Raw genomic sequence first — 17,245 nt, 5'->3', positions numbered from 1 at the left:
AGCTGCGGCCCCGGCAAGGTCACCGGGGCTGCTCGGCTCGGTCGAAGGCAGGTCAACCTGCCTGGAGGAGCTGGAACGGAGCCTGCTCCTTGGACAGCGGGATCTGGTAACGCTGGGTCAGAAAGGCCGCGATGTCGTGGAACAGCGGGGCCGCGCTGTAGGCCTCCCTGGTGCCCGACGACGGCGCGTCCAGCATCAGACCCACCACGAACCTCGGGTTGTCCGCGGGAACAATCCCGGCGAACGTGATCCAGTACACCGACTGGCTGTAGCACTTACAGGTCGGGTCGATCTGCTGCGCCGTACCCGTCTTGCCCGAGATCTGGTAGCCCGCCAGCGCCGCATCCGCCCCGGTGCCGCGGTTCGGCTGCGGCGCGTTCTGCACCACCGAGCGCAGCATGTCCCGCACCGTGCGCGCCGTTTCGGGGCTGACCACTCGCACGCCCTCCGGGCGCGGCCGCTCGATCCGGGTGCCGTCCGGCCGGATCTCCGCCGCGATGACCCGCGGTGGCACCCGCACACCGTCGTTGGCGATGGCCTGGTACATGCCCGCCATCTGCAGCACCGTCATCGACAGCCCCTGCCCGATCGGCAGGTTCGCGAACGTCGACCCCGACCACTTCTCCGGCGGCGGCAGGCTGCCGGGGCTCTCGCCGGGCAGCCCGATCCCGGTCCGCTGGCCCAGCCCGAACCTGCGGGCCAGGTCGTAGAACCGCTGCTCGCCGAGCTGCTGCGCGACCATCAGGGTGCCGACGTTGGACGACTTGCCCAGCACCCCGGTGAAGGTGAGCGGGATCGTGCCGTGGTTCCAGGCGTCTCCGACGGTCCGGTCGGCGACCCTGATGCTGCCGGGCACCTGCAGCACCGTGTCCGGCCGCACCAGACCGTCCTCGATCGCGCCCGCAGCGGTGATCACTTTGCCCACCGAACCCGGCTCGTACGGCGTGGTCACCGCCGGGTTGCCGGTGTTCTCGCTCCACGACCCACGCGGGTCGAAGGTCTTGTCGTTGGCCAGCGCGTAGACCTCACCGGTCTTGGCGTCCAGCACCACCGCGCTCGCGCTCTTCGCACCGGCCCTGCGGGCGTAGTCGCCGAGCTTGCGCTGCACCATGAACTGCAGGTCCGAGTCGATGGTCAGTTGCACGTCCGAGCCCGGCACCGCGGGTTCCAGTTCGCGTTCCGTACCCGGGATGACCAGGTCCGAGCCCAGCGCGGTGTCGGACACCCGCTGCCCGTCCCTGCCCGCCAGCACCGAATCCAACGCGCTCTCCAGGTGCATCAGGCCCCGGATGCGCTTCTCGTCCATCCGCCAGTTGGCGACGCCGATGATGTTCGCGCCCAGGTTGCCCGCCGGGTACTCGCGGGTGGCCCGGTACTCGGCGCCGATCTGCGGGTACTTCTCGGTGATCTGCCGCGCCCTGCCGGGATCGATCGGCGGACCGAAGTAGGTGAACTTGGCGTTGCTGAACAGCGCGTTGAGCACGTCCTGCTCGCTGATCACCCCGGGCAGCAGCTGCGCGATGTACCGCGCGATCTCCTGCTTGTACTGGGCGGAGGTGGGTTTTTTCGGGTCCTTGGCGTGCGCCTCGTCGAACTCCCTGGTGAGGTACTGCGGGTTCGCATAGAGCTGCCGGGCCTCGCTGCTGAACGCCAGCACGTTTCCCGAGCGGTCCACGATGGACCCGCGTTCGGCCGGGATGGGTTCCCGGGTGGCGCGCTGCTTCTCGGCCCGCTCGGACAGCGCGCGCGCCTCGAAGCCCTGCAGCTGGATGAGCTTGCCGCCGGTGATCACCAGCGCGATCACCAGCAGCAACCGGCCGACGAGCAGTCGCCGGTTGCTGCCGGCCACGTTGGTGCGCGCGGTGCGGCCCCGGATGAGCCTGGTCGGACGGCGGGCCATCAACGGCGCTCCGGAGCGTCCGCGGCGGGCTGCTCCGGCGCGCGGGCCTGGCCCTCCGGCGGCTGGGCCCCAGAATTCGGCGCCGACGGTGGGGCGGCCGGGGTCTGCGGTGCCCTGGCCTTCTCCGGCTCACCCACGACGGCCACCGAGCCGTCCGGCTGCGGGACCAGGTGCGCCGGGATAGGGGCGGGCACCATGCCCAGCTCCTGCTCGGCGCGGCGCTGGATCTCCGGCGTGGAGTTCATCGAGCTGACCTCGCGCAGCAGCTGCTCCTTGCGCTCGGTCAGCACGGTGAGGTCCGACTCGCCCTGCTGCAGCCGGTAGCTGCCGCTGACCGCGGCGATGGACAGCCACAGCGTCGCCGCCAGGCCGGTGGCCAGCACGGTCATCACCATGACCACCTGCGGCAGCCGGGCCTGCGACACCCTCTCCTGCAGCTGCCTGGCCTTCGCCTTCGGCTTGGCCGTCGTGACCTTGCGCTCGTCGACCAGCTGCCGCTGCTGGCGCGGTCGCCGACCGGACGGCTCGCGCAGCGACCGCTCGCGCCGCTCCTCGCGCCGCGCATAGGCGCGCTCCGCCGCGGCCGAGCGCTGCCGCGGCTTGTCCGCGCCCTTGGTCGACTTCTGGGCGGCCTGCTGCGACCGCGCCGCCGTCTTGGCTCGTGGGGGTGCTGTCACCGTCGCCTCCCTCGCCTCGGCGCTGACGTGTCTCCCCGGCTGATCCGCTCGGCGGCGCGCAGCCGCACCGACGCGGCCCTGGGGTTGGCTTCGATCTCCTGCTCGCCGGCCAGCTCCGCGCCCCGGGTGAGCAACCGGAACTCCGGTCCGTGGCCGGGCAGCTCGACCGGCAAATCGACCGGGGTGCGGGACTTCGACCGCTCGGCCAAGGCCCGCTTGACCATCCGGTCCTCCAACGAGTGATAGGACAGGACCACCACTCGCCCACCCACCGCCAGCGAGTCCAGTGCGGCGGGCAGCGCCCGCTCCAGCACGTCGAGTTCGGCGTTGACCTCGATGCGCAGGGCCTGGAAAGTGCGCTTGGCCGGGTGTCCGCCGGTGCGCCGGCTGGCCGCGGGAACCGTGTCGTAGAGCAGCTGCACCAGGCGCGCGCTGGTGGTGAACGGTTCCTTGCGCCGCGCCCGGACGATGGCCGCGGCGATCTTGGCCGCGAACTTCTCCTCGCCGTAGGTGCGCAGCACGCGCGTCAGTTCCTCGGTGCTGTAGGTGTTGAGCACGTCCGCGGCGGTGCGCGGGGAGCTCGGGTCCATGCGCATGTCCAGCGGTGCGTCGTGCGCGTAGGCGAAGCCGCGTGCGGTCTCGTCCAGCTGCAGCGAGGACACGCCGAGGTCGAACAACGCGGCGTCCACCGTGGACAGACCGAGGTCCGCCAGCACCTCGGCCCACCGGTCATAGACGGTGTGCACCAGGTGGATCCGCGAGGAGTAGGGCGCCAACCGCTCCCCGGCCAGCCGCAGGGCGTCGGGGTCACGGTCCAGGCCGACCAGGGTCAGCCCGGGATACGCGGCCAGCATCGCCTCGGAGTGGCCGCCCATGCCCAGCGTGGCGTCGACGACCACCGCGCCCTCCCGCGACAACGCGGGACCGAGCAGTTCCAGGGTGCGGTCGAGCAGCACCGGCACGTGCCGGTCGCGGGCGGAGCCGCCCTCGTCCTGCCGCTGGTCGGCCACGGCGGTCCCTCCCTCCCTCCCTCCCGCGTGCCGTCGTGAATCAGTCCACAACCGGCGCGCGCGGGCCCACAGGCCCGCCCGCGGCGATCTTCGGTATTGCCCCCCGATCCCGGATCTCGTCAGGTCCCCGCCCGCCCGTCGCGTCCTGGTACCGGGGAAGATGCACCAGGCGAGCGATAGCCGAGCGGACCGAGGCCTCACGAAACCCGGGCTGCTGCCGTCAACCCGCGCCCCGCCGTCCGCGGGACGTCAGAACACCCCCGGCAACACCTCCTCCCGCGCCTGCGCGTAGCTCTCCTCGTGCTCGTCGAGGTAGCTCTGCCACCGGTCGGCGTCCCAGATCTCCAGCCGGTTGATCGCGCCGATGACCACGCACTCCTTGGTGAGCCCGGCGTAGCGCCGCAGCTCCGCCGCGATCGAGATCCGACCCTGCCCGTCCGGCCGCTGCTCGTCAGTGCCGGCGAACAGGTACCGCTGGTAGGCACGGACCGCCTCGTTGGTGAACGGCGCCTCGGCGACCTTGCGCGCCATCTGCTCGAACTCCGCGCGCGGGAAGACGTAGAGGCAGTGGTCCTGTCCCTTGGTGACCATCAACCCCCCTGCGAGTGCTTCCCGGTACTTCGCCGGCAGCGTCAGGCGCCCCTTGTCGTCGAGCTTCGGGTGGTGGGTGCCGAGGAACATCCCGGTCCACCTCCCCCCGGCCCGGACCGCCCGGCCGGCGTCCCGGGTCCACACCCCGATGCCCGCGCGAGCCGTGCCCGTCCAGAGCTGAGCCCGTCGAGGGCGGTGCCCATCAAGGGTGGCGGGACCCCCGTTCGCCCCACCTGGCCCCACAGTACCCCACTTCGCTCCACGGTCAACACGAACCGCCCCGGTTCCCCCGGCGGTGAAAGCGGTGTTTGCGCAGGTAGTGACGCGTGGGCGGGAAGTGGGGCGAATCGGCGCGGCGACCTTGATCAACCCGGCGGGGCACGCCGTTATGCTCGGGGCCCGTTGCACCCGACCCGACCCGCGCCGCCGGGGTGGGGCGGAGTGGGGCCAGGTCGACGCGGGTGTCCCGCGGGGCACCGCCGGTTTGGCACACTGCACGTGCACGCTGTGGCCAGGTGGGCCGCCGCTCGCGCGCGTCGGCGCGGACGTCGCAACCGCCCGTCGGCCGCAGACCTTGGAGGCTTGCATGAGCGGCCGTTCCGGCGAACCGACCGCAGTGTGCCGCAGCAACACGCAGGAGGTGGCGTGACGCCCGAAGTTCAGCTCTCCGGCACGGCCGGCACCGCCGCGGACGTCCGCGACACGCCGAGCATCGACGAGCTGCACGACACCATCCAGCGCATCGCGGCCAACGTCGAGCAGGTCCTGGTCGGCAAACCCGAGGTGGTGCGCGTGGCACTGGTCACCATGCTCGCCGAGGGGCACCTGCTGCTGGAGGACGTGCCCGGGGTCGGCAAGACCTCGCTGGCCAAGGCTCTGGCCCGGTCCATCGACTGCACCGTCAGCCGCATCCAGTTCACGCCCGACCTGCTGCCCAGCGACATCACCGGGGTGTCCATCTACAACCGGCAGTCCGAGAGCTTCGAGTTCCGGCCCGGCCCGGTGTTCGCCAACATCATCGTCGGCGACGAGATCAACCGGGCCTCCCCGAAGACCCAGTCGGCGCTGCTGGAGTGCATGGAGGAGAACCAGGTCACCGTCGACGGCGAGACCTACCCGCTGCGGGCGCCGTTCATGGTCATCGCCACCCAGAACCCGATCGAGATGGAGGGCACCTACGCCCTGCCGGAGGCGCAGCGGGACCGCTTCACCACCCGGGTGTCGATCGGCTACCCGGACGCCAAGGCCGAGTTGGCCATGGTCGACGAGCACGCCGGGCACGACCCGCTGCGCGACCTGCGCCCGGTCGCCAACGCGGCCGAGGTGCAGGAGCTGCTGCGCGCGGTGCGCCAGGTGCACCTGTCCACCAGGATCCGCCGCTACGTGATTGACCTGGTCACCGCCACCCGCCAGCTGCCCGAGCTGCGGCTGGGCGCCTCGCCCCGGTCGACGCTGCAGCTGGTGCGGGCCGCCCGCGCGCAGGCCGCCCTGTCGGGGCGGCGGTTCGTCATCCCGGACGACGTGCAGGCCATCGCCATCCCGGTGCTGGCGCACCGCCTGGTGCTGACCAGCGAGGCCCGCGCGGCGCGGCGTTCGGCAACCGACCTGGTGCGGCAGTTGCTGACCCGCATCCCGGTGCCCCGCGGCGACAGCGAACGCGGGTAGCCGTGCTCTCCGGACTGACCATCCGCGGGCGCTGCCTGGTGGCGGCGGGCGTGGCCGCCGGTGCCTGCGCGCTGGTGCTCGACGAGCGGGACCTGCTACGGGTGGCGGCTTTCGTGGTGGCGCTGCCGCTGCTGGCGCTGCTGCTGTCCAGCCGGGCGCGGTTCGGCATCGCGGCCCGGCGCGAGGTGGTGCCGCAGCGCATCCCGGTCGGCGGGCAGTCGATCGTGCGGGTGCACGTCTCGGGTGGTGGGCGGCTGCCGGTCGGCGGCCTGGTGCTGGAGGACAACGCCCCCCACGCGCTCGGTGGCCGCCCCCGGTTCCGGTTGGGTTCGGTGCGTCGGCACGGCGGCACGATGCTGGCGTACCCGGTGCGGCCCACGTTGCGCGGTATCCACCACATCGGCCCGCTGCGGACCTGGATCGGCGACCCGTTCGGGCTTTCCGAGTTCGAGCGGGAACTGGCCGGGCGCAGCCGCCTGGTCGCGGTGCCCGAGGTCGTCGCCCTGTCCGGGCTGCCCGCGGGCTGCGGGCTGGGCACCGGCGAGGACGGCACCACCCGGCTGCGGGCCGGGCACGGCGAGGACGACGTGATGGTGCGGCAGTACCGGTACGGCGACGACATCCGGCGGGTGCACTGGAAGTCCACCGCGCGCCGTGACGAGCTGATGGTGCGGGTGGAGGAACGGCCCTGGCACGGCGGGGTGACCGTGCTGCTTGACCGGCGTTCGGCGGCGCACCGCGGCAGCGGGGCGCGCAGCAGCGTGGAGTGGGCGGTCTCGGCGGTGGCCAGCATCTGCCTGCACCTGCACCGGCACGGGCAGCAGGTCCGGCTGGTCACCGAGGACGGCCAGGTGCTGGCCGGGGGCGCCGGTCCGGCCGACGGCGCCCGCAACGACGACGCGGTGCTGGACGCGTTGGCGGCCGTGCGCACCTCCCCGCAGCGCGACCTGGAGTGCAGCCGCGACCCGGGCGGCGGCCACGAGCTGATCGCCGTGCTGGGCGAGACGACCGGCGCCGCCGTCGCCGAGCTCACCAAGCTGCGCCCGCAGGAGTCCCGCAGCCTCGCGCTGCTGCTCGACGTGCGCGCCTGGAACGGCGAGGCCAGCGGGGGGGTCGACCCGGCGCAGACCGCCCGCCGGTTGCGGGCGGCCGGGTGGACCGTGGCCATCGCCGACGGCCCGCGCGCGTCCGTCGCCGAGGTCTGGCGCCAGCTGTGCCGGGAGACCACCGCACCCGAATCGGAGGTGCTGCCGTGACCGAGCACCGGACCGGCACCTCGATCGACACCTCGCTGGTCGTCACCGCCGCGGGCGCGCTGGCGGTCCTGTGCTCGGCGACGGCGTTCTCCGGGGTGCTCGCCGGCGCCGGCTGGGCGTTCCCCGCGGTGTGCACGGTGCTCGCCGTCGCGGCCGCGGGTGTGCTCGGGCGCCGACTGCGATGGCCACCGGCGCTGACGGTGTTCGCCCAGCTCATGACGCTGCTGGTGGTCCTGGCGGCGTTGTTCGCCGACCAGGCCGTGCTGGGTGTGCTGCCCGGTCCCGCGGCGGTCGGCGAACTCGGTGAGCTGCTGGCCAGGGCCGGTGAGGTGGTGCGCACGGGCGTACCGCCGGTCCCCGCCGAGCCCGCTCTCCAGACGCTGCTGTGCCTGGGGCTGGGCCTGGTGGCGGTGGTCGTGGACGTGATCGCGGTGGCCCTGCGCAGCCCCGCGGTGACCGGCCTGGTGCTGCTGTGCGTGTTCGCGATCCCCGCGTCGCTGGCCAACGACATGCTGCCGTGGTGGAGCTTCACCGCCGGAGCGCTCGGCTACGCCCTGCTGCTGGCCTGCGGCGGGCAGCACCGCAGGTGGCGACAGCACGAGGACCGCAGCCAGGTGGCGCACACGCTCTTCGGCCGCACCACCGCCGCAGTCGCCGGCATGGCGGGGGTGATCGCGCTGGTCACCGGCGCGGCGTTCACCGGCGTGGGCACCGAGGGCCGGTTGCCGGGCGCGGTACCGGAGGAGTTCGGCGGCACCGACGGCATCGGGCTGCAGCCGTTCACCTCGCTGCGCGGCCAGCTCAACCGGGACCGGGTCGTCGAGCTGTTCCGGGTCCGCGGCCTGCAGCAGGACACCTACCTGCGCGCGATGACGCTGCGCAGGTTCAACCCGCAGCGCGGCTGGGAGCTGGAGGGCCTGACCCAGGGAGTGCCCACCAACGCCCCGCTGCCTCTGCCGGAGGGCACCACCATCGGCTCGGGCGTCACACAGCAGGTGCAGATCGAACCGATCGGCTACCGCGACCCGTGGCTGCCGGTGTTCGGGGTGCCACTCGCGGTCGGCGGGATGGGCGAGAACTACCGCTACGACCCGGCCGCCGGCATCGTGTTCACCCAGACCAACCAGGAGAGCCGCCCGTACAGCGAGCGGCTACTCGTGCCGAACCCCACGCCGGACCAGCTGCGCACCGCGCAGGGGCCGCTGGGGATCGCTCCCGAGTACCTGGACACCGACGGCATCCCGCCGCGCGTTGCGGAACTGGCCCGGCAGCTGACCGCGGACGCGCCCACCGCGTTCGACAAGGCCGTCGCGCTCAACCGGTACTTCACCGATCCCGCCAACGGCTTCCGCTACGACCTGGAGACCGCCCCGGCGACCAGTAGTGACGCGCTGTCGGACTTCCTGTTCCGCGGCAGGCGCGGCTTCTGCGAGCAGTTCGCCTCGTCGATGGCGGTGCTGCTGCGCGCGGTGGGCATCCCGTCGCGGGTGGCCATCGGCTTCACCCCCGGCTACCGGGACGGCGACGAGCGGGTGATCACCACCGAGGACGCGCACGCGTGGGTCGAGGCGTACTTCCCGGGCTGGGGCTGGCAGACCTTCGACCCGACCCCGCTGGACGACGGCCGCACCGCGCTGCCGGAGTTCCTGGACAACGAGCTGAACCCGGTTCGGCCGCTGGCGCCGCCTCCCGGCCAGACCAGCGCCCCGACGCCGTCCGAGGCGGGCCCGGTGGTCGGTGCGGACCGGCCGGCCGACGCGGACGCCGGGGGCATGCCGCAGGCACCGCGCGGCGAGGCGAGCAGCGGTCCGTGGCCGGTCGTGGTCAGCGTGCTGGTGGTGGTGCTGGCGCTGCTGGCGAGCCCGGCGGTGGTGCGCGAGGTGCGGCGTCGACAGCGGTTGCGCGCTGTTGCCACCGGGGCGGAAGGTGCGGCGAGCCTGGCCTGGCGCGAGGTGATGGACGAGTTCGAGGATCGCGGGGCGCAGCTCGGGGTGGCCGACACGGTTCGCAAGGTGGCGACCGGGCTCATCGAGCACCACGGGCTGGACGCGGACGGCGCCCGCGCGCTGCGGGAGCTGGTGGTGGCGGTCGAGCGGGAGTGGTATGCCCCGCCGGGCCATGCCACGGACGCGGACCTGCCGAAGACCCTGGACGAGGTGCTGAACAGCATCCGCCGCTCGGCCCCGCTGGACTGGCGCGCCCGGCTGTTCCCGCGCTCGGTCCTGCGCCTGGTGCCGACCACCTGACCCACCGCCCGCGGACGGGTGCGGGATTCCGGGGAGATCGAAGTGGTGGCGCGCGGACCACGACGGCGGTACCCGGTCACACCCCGCGCAGCCGAAATCGCCGCCAGACCAGGCTGGCGGCGATCGCTGTGTTTGTTCCTACTGCTCGAAGCGCTTGCGGAAGCGCTCCTCCATCCGCTGGGCGAACGAGCCCCGCTCAGCACCGCGGTTCCACCTCGGCCGCTCGCCGCTCTCCGGCATCGACTCGAAGTCGTCCCCGCCACGCATCGCGGACAGGACGATCACTGCTCCGCCGAACATCACGAGGAAGCCAACCACGCTCATGACGGGGATGTCAGCCGGCCGTAGCGCCGGGATCACCGCACCGATGACCAGCAGGGCCAGCCCCAGCGCGAAGACGGCGACGCCCTGCAGACGTCGACGCCTCGAGGGGCGTTGCAGTCGTCCTCCACGCACCGTGGAGACGAACTTCGGGTCCTCGGCGTAGAGCGCGCGCTCGATTTGTTCGAGCTGTCGCTGCTCGTGCTCGGAGAGTGGCATGACTCCTCCTCCGGCACAGGTCTCTCGGTGGCGCCGGAGACCCGGTGGGCTGATGCCCACCCAGGTTGGGGACCGGCGAACGCTTGGGGGCGTCACCACTGAGGATACGGTTCCGGCGACGCGACGACTACCCAGTCCCGGCACCGGGACTTGCGAGGTTACCGACATCATCCCCTCGGGGCAGTGATCGCTGCCGCGTTCCGGCCCAACCGGCACCGCCGAACCGCCTCGCCCGCTGGTCGCCGGTGGTCAGGCGGGGACGCGGCCGATGGCGTGCAGGCGTGTCGCGATGTCGCGCAGCGGCGGCCGCTGGGCCGCCACCCGCTCCAGCTCGCCCATCGCGTCGGCCGCCCTCGGGTTGGCGTCCAGCACCGAGCCGGGCACGAGATCGCTGAGCACGGCCTGGCCCTGCACGAGTTCCACGGTCAGCCCGGCCGCGGTCAGCACCTGCCGCAGGCCGTCGGTGTCGAACCGGCGCTGCAGCGTGTCGGAGGTGCCCGCCAGCCGCCCGTCCGGGGCCCGCACCAGTTCCAGTGCCTCGGCCACGCGCCCGGCCAGCGCCCAGGCCAGGACGGCGGCGTAGCGGTTGGCCACCAGCACGGACACCGCGCCGCCCGGGGCGGTGACCGCGACCATCGCCGCGAGCGCCGCCTCGACATCGTCGACGACCTCCAGCAGGCCGTGCGCGAGCACCAGGTCCGCGCCGCCCGCCGGGCTGAGCGCCGACAGCGCGTCGGTGTCGCCCTGCAGCGGCGTGATCCGGTCGGCGACACCGGCGTCCACCGCGCGGCGCTGCAGCGTGGCCAGCGCGTTGGGGCTCGGGTCGACGACGGTCACCGAGCAGCCCGCGGAGGCCAGCGGCACCGCCCACACCCCGCTTCCCCCGCCCACGTCGAGGACCCGCGGCGGGCGCCCGGCACGCCGCTGCCGGGCGTCGGCGAGTTCGGTTTCCAGCACGTGGTGGACGGCGTCTGGTCTCATGGGTAGCAGCGTAGGAGAACGCCTGGACCGCTTCGCTCGCCGGTGCGGGGGCGAACACCGGCTGGGGGGAACGCGCGTCGGCCTGGCCGAGCTCCACACGCGCCGCCGTGAACGGGATTCGGTGGTGTGCGGATCAAGATTTGTCCGCCAGCACACCTCTCGGGCCCGCCGGTTCCGTAGGCTACGAGCGTGCAGACGGTGGCAGTGCTGAGTCTCAAGGGCGGCGTGGGCAAGACGACCGTGGTGCTCGGTCTCGCCTCGGCCGCCATGCGCCGAGGGGTTCGGACGCTCGTCGTCGACCTCGACCCGCAGTGCAACGCGACCGCGTGCCTGGAGCCGGAGCCGACCAGCAAGGGGCTCAGCGACGTGCTCGCCGACCCCCGGCCCGCGGTGCTGCGCGCCGCGGTGACGGGCAGCTCCTGGGGCGAGGAGGTCGACGTCCTGGTGGGTTCGGAGGACGCCGAGAACCACAACGGGCACCACCCGGACGGCAGGCACCTGTCCCGCCTCACCGAAGCACTGTCCGAACTGGATGGACTGACCGCCGAGGGCGAGCTGCCCTACCAGCTGGTGCTGCTGGACTGCCCGCCGTCGTTGGGGCGGCTGACCCGCTCCGCGCTGATCGCCGCCGACCGGGCGCTGCTGGTCACCGAGCCGACCATCTTCGCCGTCTCCGGGGTGCAGCGCGCCTTCGAGGCCGTGCATGCCGAACGGGAGTCCAACAATCCGCGCCTGCAACCGCTCGGCGTCGTGGTCAACCGGGTCCGGCCGCGCTCGCACGAGCACCAGTTCCGCATCGACGAACTGCGTGACATCTTCGGGCCGCTGGTGATGCCGGTGGCGCTGCCGGACCGGCTGGCCGTGCAGCAGGCGCAGGGCGCGTGCATGCCGATCCACCAGTGGGGTACCCCCGGCGCGCGCGAGGTGGCGTTGGCGTTCAACCTGATCCTGGCCCGGACGCTGCGCGCCGGGCGGTCCCGCCACTCCGAGAGCGACGACGAACTGCTGGACGGTGCCGAATGACCATCGCGGCCTTCTCCGCGTTCGCGCTGGTGGCGCTGATCGGCGTGCTGACCCCCGGCCTGGACACCATGCTCGTCCTGCGGCACTCGCTGCTCGGCGGACGCCGCGCCGGGGTGGCCACCTTTCTCGGCATCAACCTCGGCTGCCTGGTGTGGGGCACCGCCAGCGTCGCCGGGCTGACCGCGCTGCTGACCGCGTCGCAGCTGGCCTACGACGTCGTTCGGGTGGCGGGCGCGGCCTACCTGCTGTGGCTCGGCGGGTCGGCGCTGTGGAAGTCGTTGCGGCGCAACCAGGATTGGGACGTCGACCAGGCGCCGGGGAACCCGGCGCGGCTGACCACGTGGACGGCGTTGCGGGCCGGGGTGACCACCAACCTGCTCAACCCCAAGGTGGGTGTGTTGTACGTCAGCCTGCTGCCCCAGTTCCTGCCGCCCGGCCCGGCCGCGTTCGCCTGGGGCCCGCTGCTGGTGGCCACGCACATCTCGCTCGGCCTGCTGTGGTCGACGGCGCTGGTGTGGTTGGCGGATCGGGCCCGCGCGCTGTTCCAGCGGCAGCGGGTGCGGGCCTGGCTGGACCGGGTGACCGCGACGGTGCTGGTCGCGCTCGGGCTCAAGCTGGCGGTCGAGGGGCGGTGATCCGGCCCTGCCCGAAGGCGACACCGTCTTCCTCACCTGCCACCGGCTGCACGAGGCGCTCGCCGGGCAGGTGCTGACCCGCGGCGAACTGCGTCACCCGAGACTGTCCACTCTGGACCTCGTGGGGCGCTCGGTGCGGGCGGTGCGCCCGGTCGGCAAGCACCTGCTGATCCGCTTCGACGACGACCACACCCTGCACAACCACCTGCGGATGGACGGTGCCTGGCACCTCTACTCCCCCGGCGCCCGCTGGCGGCGACCGGCGCACCAGGTGCGCGCGGTGCTGGCCACTGCGGAGCGGGTGGCGGTCGGGTTCAACCTGCACGACCTGGCCTGGCTGCCGACCTCGGCGGAGTCCCGGCTGGTCGGCCACCTTGGCCCCGACGTGCTCGACCCGGAGTGGGGCGCCGAGCACGAGGCCGAGGCCGTGCGGCGGCTGACCGCCGACCCGGGCCGGGAGATCGGCCGCGCGCTGCTGGACCAGTCGGTGCTGGCCGGTGTCGGCAACCTCTACCAGACCGAGGTGTGTTTCCTGTTGGGACGGTCGCCGTGGACACCGGTCGCGGAGGTGGACGCGGTCCGCGCGGTGCGGCTGTGCCGGGAACTGCTGCTGCGCAACGCCTGGCATCCCGAGCAGTCCACGACGACGAGCCTCCGGCGCGGCACCGAGCACTGGGTGTACGGCCGTCGGACCTGCCTGCGCTGCGGCGGCCCGGTCAGCCGCGGTTGCCTGGGCAGCGGCCTCGAGTCCCGGGTGGCCTACCACTGCCACCACTGCCAACCCTGACCCGGCAGATTCGGCAATCCCGGGGTTCAGCGGGGGGTGGTGTTGCGGGCGTCGGCGAGGCGGCGCAGGAGCGGGTAGACCAGCACGATGCCCACCGAGCCCCACACCATGCCCGTGACACGGAGCGCGCCCACCGTGAGCGTGAGATCGCCGACGCCGGCGATCACCGCCGTCCCCAGCACCACCAGGTTCACCGGGTCGGCGAAGTCGACCCGCGCCTCCAGCCAGATCCGCACCCCGACCAGCGCGAGCAACCCGAACAGCACCAGCGTCGCGCCGCCGAGCACGCCGAGCGGAACGGTGTTGATCAACGCCCCCAGCTTCGGCGAGAACGACAGCACGATCGCGGCCACCGCGGCCACCAGGCACGCCGCCGTCGAGTACACGCGGGTGGCGGCCATGACACCGATGTTGGCCGCGTAGCTGCTCAGCGCCGACCCGCCGGCCGAGCCGGACAGCGCGGTGGCCAGCCCGCCGCCGATCAGCGCGTCGCCGACGTGCGGGTCGAGGTCCCGGCCGCTCATCGCGGCGACCGCCTTCAGATGCGCGACGTGCTCGGCGACCAGCACGATCACCAGCGGCAGCACGAACGGCATGACCGAGATGTGCACCTGCGGGCTGATCAGCTGCGGGACCCCGAACCAGGGGGCGGCGTGCAGCTCCGCGACGCGCTCGGGGACCAGATCACCGGCCAGCGCGGCGTAGACCCAGCCGACGACCACGCCGATCAGCACCGCCGCCCGCCCGGCCATCCCCCGGCTGACGACCGTCAGCAGCACGACGGTGACCAGCGTCAACGCGGCGGGCACCCGCTGCTGATCGAACGACGACACCGACTGCGGGGCCAGACTGAGGCCGATCATGAGCACGATCGCGCCGGTGACCACGGGTGGCATCGCCGACTCCAACAGCCGCACGCCCAGCGCCTTGACCGCGACGCCCACGGCGAGCACCACGAGACCCACGACCATGACACCACCGAGCAGCGCCGCCGGACTGGCGCCCGCTTCGTCGGCGGCCGCGCCGAGCGGCACCACGAACGCCACCGACGCCCCCAGGTAGCTGGGCACCCGGTTGCGGGTGAGCAGCAGGAACAGCAGCGTGCCGAGCCCGGAGAGCAGCAGCGTGGTCGTGACGGGAAAGCCGGTGAGCAGCGGCACCAGCGTCGTGGTGCCGAACATCGCCAGCAGGTGCTGGATCCCGAAGCCGATGGTCAGCGGCCAGCTCAACCGCTCCTCGGAGGCGACGACGGCATCGTGCACCAGGCGTCGACCGTTGCCGTGCACGGTCCACAACGCCACATCGTCCTCCCCCGAGCGGCCCAGTCAGGTGACACTGCGCCACGGCATGTGATGACGGGGGGAAGGTTACTATTTCGCATCACACAATCAAGCCAACGGCTCACTCGCTCGACGAAACCTTGACTACCAGCGGTGATGTCGCGCTCCGGCGTGTCGCGTCAGGCCGGGTCGGACCGCCGCTGCGGTGGTTCGGAGGTCGCGCCCGGCCCGAACAACTCCCGCAACCCAGCCGCGAGTCCGGCGAGCCGGTCCGTCGCGTCCTGCAGCAGGTGTTTCTGCTCCGGCGCACCGCTGGCGGCCACCGCGCGCCCGGCCGCGGCCACCAGCGCGCCGTACCCGTCCACGCCTTCGTCGAGCTCCTCGCGCAGCCGCTGCACGTCCGCCCGCAGCGCGGCCTTGTCCGCCACCGGCGCGTGCGGGATCGCCGCCTCCACGGCGACCAGCCGCTGTGCGAGGAGCCGCAGCTGCGCGGCGGTACTGTCCGCAATGCCGCGCGCGTCGGCCGCGGCGCTGCCCGCGCCCACCGCGGTGAGCTGCGCCAGCGCTCCGTGCAGGCTCCGCTCGGCGTCGCGCAGCCGCACCATCGGCTGCCGCGCCGCAGAGCCCTGCGGGGGCAACGTCACCGGTTCCGGGGCCGGATCGGGCAGGGGTGTCTTCTTGAGCCGCCGGTACCTCAGCCCGGCGCTGACCGCGCCCACACCGGTGAGCACGGCCAGACCACTGAGGCCGAACGTGGTCACGTCCTGCAGGAGCAGGCCCGCCTCGCCGCCCCACTGCCACAGGGTCGACACGGACGCCGAGGTGACGGCTCCGGCGCCGAAGACGCCGGCGGTGGCCGCGGTGCCGGTCGCGGTGCGCTTGGCGCGCCTGCGCTGACGCAGCAGCCGGGCGCGCGGGTCCCGCCAGGCCGCGAGCTTGCGGCGCACCTCGGCGAGGACCGGCCCGCGGAGCTGGTCGAGCGCGACCTCGCCCAGCTTCACCAGCTCCTGCCTGCGCGACGGCTTCACCGCGGGCTCGCTCACTGGCCGGCTTGCGGATTCTGCTGTTGCGGCTTGGTGGCGCTCTCCGAGCCACCGGTGATCTGCTGCTGCTGGCCGCCGGTCACCTGCTGCTGGCTGGTGCCCATCGAGGCCCGCAGCTGAGCGAGCCGGTTGACACCGGCCGCGTCGATGGCCGCCTGCTGCACCTCGAGCAGCCGGCCCTGGACGCTGTTCTGGGCCAGCTCGGCCTCACCGAGGGCCGTGGTGTAGCGGCGTTCGATCTTGTCCCGGACCTCTTCCAGGGACGGCGTGTTGCCGGGCGCGGCGATCTCGGTCATCTGCCGCAGCGACGCCGAGACCTGCTCCTGCATCTTGGCCTGCTCCAGCTGGCTGAGCAGCTTGGTGCGCTCGGCGATCTTCTGCTGCAGGATCTGCGCGTTGCGCTCGACGGCCTTCTTGGCCTGCTCGGCGGCGCCCAGCGACTGGTCGTGCAGAGTCTTGAGGTCCTCCACCGCCTGCTCGGCGGTGACCAGCTGACTGGCCAGCTGGGTGGCGGTCTCCTCGTACCTCTGGGCGGTGGCCTCGTCGCCGTTGGCGCGCGCCTGGTCGGCCATGACCAGGGCCTGCTTGGCCGACGCCTGCAGCTTCTCCACCTCGCCGAGCTGGCGGTTGAGCTTCATTTCCAGCTGCCGCTGGTTGCCGATCACGGCGGCGGCCTGCTGGGAGAGGGCCTGGTGCTGGCGTTGCGCCTCCTCGATGGCCTGCTGGATCTGTACCTTCGGGTCGGCGTGCTCGTCGACCTTGGACGAGAACGACGCCATCAGGTACTTCCAAGCCTTCACGAACGGGTTGGCCATCTCCTCCGCCTGCCTTCTTCTGCTGCTCGGCTTGCCCCAATCGCCAACACAACGCACCAGGCGTGTCGGCTGGTTCCATCGTGTCAGGTAGTCGTTCCGGCTTCCACCAAACACGGGAGATCTCCGGGATTAACCCCGAGTCACACCGGAAATCGAACCAGGGCCCCGGGCCCGGGCCCGCAGCGGGTCCCGAGCGAGGACGGGGAGCGTGCCCGTACCCGGACACGCTCCCCGTCCTCGCTCGTCAGAGCCTGGTCGTTGAGCTGACACCTACGCTCAATGGATTCGAAGGCAGCCTCTCAGGCGGCCACCACCACGTTGCCCTTACGCACCGGGGCGCTGATGCGCTGGCTGAGCATCGGCTGCAGCCGGTCCGCGCGAGCCCGCGGTTCCGCCGCCGCCCCGTTGTCGGCTCCGGTCAACTGCTGCTGGGCGAGCTCGGACTCGGACAGCTCGGTACCGATCAGGCTGGGCACCAGCTGGCCGCCGTCCACCTCGCCGGCGGCGGGCTGCTCGACCACCGAGGGCGCCACCATCGTCTCGTCGAGGTCACCGGCCACGGTCACCAGCAGTTCCGGTAGCGGCAGGTCCAGGGCGTCGCAGATCGAGGCGAGCAGCTCGCTGGACGCCTCCTTGCGACCCCGCTCGACCTCGGAGAGGTATCCAAGGCTCACCCGGGCAGCGCGCGAGACGTCCCGCAAGGTGCGAGACTGTGCGGTCCGGGCGCGGCGCAGCCGTTCACCGACCGCCTCCCGCAACAATACGGTCATCGCGCGCCTCCCTTCCTTCGTCGCCT

At 72.7% G+C, this 17,245-nt stretch carries 16 protein-coding genes; 6 read left to right on the top strand and 10 right to left on the bottom strand.

The window, feature by feature from the left end; translation table 11 throughout:
* Positions 1–52: 52 nt before the first annotated feature.
* The 4 genes from IEY17_RS05020 to mraZ form a co-directional block, all read right to left on the bottom strand.
* Positions 53–1,900, bottom strand: a complete 1,848-nt coding sequence (locus IEY17_RS05020; RefSeq protein WP_188985922.1) for a peptidoglycan D,D-transpeptidase FtsI family protein — start codon at positions 1,898–1,900, stop codon at positions 53–55.
* Positions 1,900–2,577 carry a cell division protein FtsL gene (gene ftsL / locus IEY17_RS05015; RefSeq protein ID WP_188985920.1) on the bottom strand — a complete coding sequence of 226 codons (678 nt, stop codon included), beginning with the start codon at positions 2,575–2,577 and terminating at the stop codon, positions 1,900–1,902. Before ftsL ends, IEY17_RS05020 begins: the two co-directional genes overlap by 1 nt.
* Positions 2,574–3,587 carry a 16S rRNA (cytosine(1402)-N(4))-methyltransferase RsmH gene (gene rsmH / locus IEY17_RS05010; protein ID WP_188985918.1) on the bottom strand — a complete coding sequence of 338 codons (1,014 nt, stop codon included), beginning with the start codon at positions 3,585–3,587 and terminating at the stop codon, positions 2,574–2,576. The genes ftsL and rsmH overlap by 4 nt, the downstream gene beginning before the upstream one ends.
* A 249-nt stretch (positions 3,588–3,836) precedes the next feature.
* Entirely contained in the window at positions 3,837–4,268 is a 432-nt protein-coding gene (gene mraZ / locus IEY17_RS05005) for a division/cell wall cluster transcriptional repressor MraZ (RefSeq protein ID WP_188985916.1), read from the bottom strand.
* A gap of 555 nt (positions 4,269–4,823) precedes the next feature.
* On the opposite strand from mraZ, the gene IEY17_RS05000 reads away from it, so the two are divergent.
* Genes IEY17_RS05000 through IEY17_RS04990 form a run of 3 tightly spaced genes read left to right on the top strand, consistent with a single transcriptional unit; the run spans position 4,824 to position 9,345 of the window.
* Complete coding sequence (locus tag IEY17_RS05000; protein ID WP_188985914.1) at positions 4,824–5,843, top strand: AAA family ATPase; 1,020 nt, start codon at positions 4,824–4,826, stop codon at positions 5,841–5,843.
* 2 nt (positions 5,844–5,845) lie between these two features.
* Positions 5,846–7,099, top strand: a complete 1,254-nt coding sequence (locus IEY17_RS04995) for a DUF58 domain-containing protein (RefSeq protein WP_188985912.1) — start codon at positions 5,846–5,848, stop codon at positions 7,097–7,099.
* Positions 7,096–9,345 carry a transglutaminase TgpA family protein gene (locus IEY17_RS04990; protein WP_188985910.1) on the top strand — a complete coding sequence of 750 codons (2,250 nt, stop codon included), beginning with the start codon at positions 7,096–7,098 and terminating at the stop codon, positions 9,343–9,345. Before IEY17_RS04995 ends, IEY17_RS04990 begins: the two co-directional genes overlap by 4 nt.
* A gap of 138 nt (positions 9,346–9,483) precedes the next feature.
* Here the strand turns inward: IEY17_RS04990 and IEY17_RS04985 are convergent, their stop codons facing one another.
* Positions 9,484–9,885, bottom strand: a complete 402-nt coding sequence (locus IEY17_RS04985) for a DUF3040 domain-containing protein (RefSeq protein ID WP_188985908.1) — start codon at positions 9,883–9,885, stop codon at positions 9,484–9,486.
* 249 nt (positions 9,886–10,134) lie between these two features.
* The gene (locus IEY17_RS04980) at positions 10,135–10,866 is read right to left on the bottom strand and encodes a class I SAM-dependent methyltransferase (RefSeq protein ID WP_188985906.1); all 732 of its coding nucleotides are present in this window, start codon (positions 10,864–10,866) and stop codon (positions 10,135–10,137) included.
* A 189-nt stretch (positions 10,867–11,055) separates the two neighbouring features.
* Between IEY17_RS04980 and IEY17_RS04975 the strand changes: the two genes are divergently transcribed.
* From IEY17_RS04975 to IEY17_RS04965, 3 genes are read left to right on the top strand one after another with little or no spacing between them, the layout of a single operon-like run.
* Complete coding sequence (locus IEY17_RS04975; RefSeq protein WP_188985903.1) at positions 11,056–11,889, top strand: ParA family protein; 834 nt, start codon at positions 11,056–11,058, stop codon at positions 11,887–11,889.
* A complete protein-coding gene (locus IEY17_RS04970; RefSeq protein WP_188985902.1) occupies positions 11,886–12,524 on the top strand; it encodes a LysE family translocator in 639 nt (212 codons plus the stop codon). The genes IEY17_RS04975 and IEY17_RS04970 overlap by 4 nt, the downstream gene beginning before the upstream one ends.
* Before the next feature lie 7 nt (positions 12,525–12,531).
* Positions 12,532–13,311, top strand: coding sequence for a DNA-formamidopyrimidine glycosylase family protein (locus IEY17_RS04965; RefSeq protein ID WP_188986292.1), 780 nt, complete (start codon positions 12,532–12,534; stop codon positions 13,309–13,311).
* A 26-nt stretch (positions 13,312–13,337) separates the two neighbouring features.
* Here the strand turns inward: IEY17_RS04965 and IEY17_RS04960 are convergent, their stop codons facing one another.
* The 4 genes from IEY17_RS04960 to IEY17_RS04945 all read right to left on the bottom strand — a co-directional run bounded on the left by IEY17_RS04960 (position 13,338) and on the right by IEY17_RS04945 (position 17,219).
* Positions 13,338–14,612: a uracil-xanthine permease family protein gene (locus IEY17_RS04960; protein WP_188985900.1), complete on the bottom strand. Its 1,275-nt coding sequence runs from the start codon at positions 14,610–14,612 to the stop codon at positions 13,338–13,340.
* Positions 14,613–14,770: 158 nt separating this feature from the next.
* Positions 14,771–15,634: a phage shock envelope stress response protein PspM gene (gene pspM, locus IEY17_RS04955; protein ID WP_229679848.1), complete on the bottom strand. Its 864-nt coding sequence runs from the start codon at positions 15,632–15,634 to the stop codon at positions 14,771–14,773.
* A complete protein-coding gene (locus IEY17_RS04950; RefSeq protein ID WP_188985898.1) occupies positions 15,631–16,449 on the bottom strand; it encodes a PspA/IM30 family protein in 819 nt (272 codons plus the stop codon). Before IEY17_RS04950 ends, pspM begins: the two co-directional genes overlap by 4 nt.
* Before the next feature lie 299 nt (positions 16,450–16,748).
* Positions 16,749–17,219 carry a helix-turn-helix domain-containing protein gene (locus tag IEY17_RS04945; RefSeq protein WP_188985896.1) on the bottom strand — a complete coding sequence of 157 codons (471 nt, stop codon included), beginning with the start codon at positions 17,217–17,219 and terminating at the stop codon, positions 16,749–16,751.
* Positions 17,220–17,245 lie beyond the last annotated feature (26 nt).

Origin of the sequence: Saccharopolyspora thermophila (assembly GCF_014646075.1) — a bacterium.
Lineage (GTDB): Bacteria > Actinomycetota > Actinomycetes > Mycobacteriales > Pseudonocardiaceae > Saccharopolyspora > Saccharopolyspora thermophila.
The sequence above is the reverse complement of the archived record's forward strand: the minus strand, read 5'-3'. Positions and strand labels throughout refer to the sequence as shown.

Bases quoted from the DNA above. Each gene is read 5' to 3' on its own strand.
- IEY17_RS05020 (WP_188985922.1), bottom strand. From the start codon at position 1,900: ATGGCCCGCCGTCCGACCAGGCTCATCCGGGGCCGCACCGCGCGCACC.
- mraZ (WP_188985916.1), bottom strand. From the start codon at position 4,268: ATGTTCCTCGGCACCCACCACCCGAAGCTCGACGACAAGGGGCGCCTG.
- IEY17_RS04985 (WP_188985908.1), bottom strand. From the start codon at position 9,885: ATGCCACTCTCCGAGCACGAGCAGCGACAGCTCGAACAAATCGAGCGC.
- IEY17_RS04980 (WP_188985906.1), bottom strand. From the start codon at position 10,866: ATGAGACCAGACGCCGTCCACCACGTGCTGGAAACCGAACTCGCCGAC.
- IEY17_RS04970 (WP_188985902.1), top strand. From the start codon at position 11,886: ATGACCATCGCGGCCTTCTCCGCGTTCGCGCTGGTGGCGCTGATCGGC.
- IEY17_RS04950 (WP_188985898.1), bottom strand. From the start codon at position 16,449: ATGGCCAACCCGTTCGTGAAGGCTTGGAAGTACCTGATGGCGTCGTTC.
- IEY17_RS04945 (WP_188985896.1), bottom strand. From the start codon at position 17,219: ATGACCGTATTGTTGCGGGAGGCGGTCGGTGAACGGCTGCGCCGCGCC.